The sequence below is a fragment of the Pseudomonas sp. SIMBA_067 genome (assembly GCF_046534675.1).
Lineage (GTDB): Bacteria > Pseudomonadota > Gammaproteobacteria > Pseudomonadales > Pseudomonadaceae > Aquipseudomonas > Aquipseudomonas putida.
Genome location: NZ_JAWRYH010001039.1, coordinates 1 through 248, shown reverse-complemented (window position 1 = coordinate 248; position 248 = coordinate 1). Strand labels below are relative to the sequence as shown.

At 31.5% G+C, this 248-nt stretch carries 1 protein-coding gene; it reads right to left on the bottom strand.

All coding sequences use genetic code 11. From position 1 onward, the window contains the following. Positions 1-65: 65 nt before the first annotated feature. On the bottom strand, positions 66-248 hold a 183-nt coding region (locus SB765_RS32380), incomplete at its 5' end, for a hypothetical protein (RefSeq protein WP_410932861.1).

Below are 248 nucleotides of genomic sequence, written 5' to 3'. Positions count from 1 at the left end.
ATCTGCAATTACACCATCACCTAAGTTGTCCGAATATGGGACTGCCGCTATAGTTACTTTCATCATTAATCTTCTAGTATTATGCTTTTTAGTTTGCTTGCTAAATTGTAATTAATTAAATCAACTTCCACTTTCTTGTGATTTTGGTATTTGGTTATAAAATCTAAAAATAGTTGGGGATTTTCTTCGTTTAACATTAAAACCAGCGGATTCAACTTTATCTCTTCAGCTATTTGTAACTGATGATC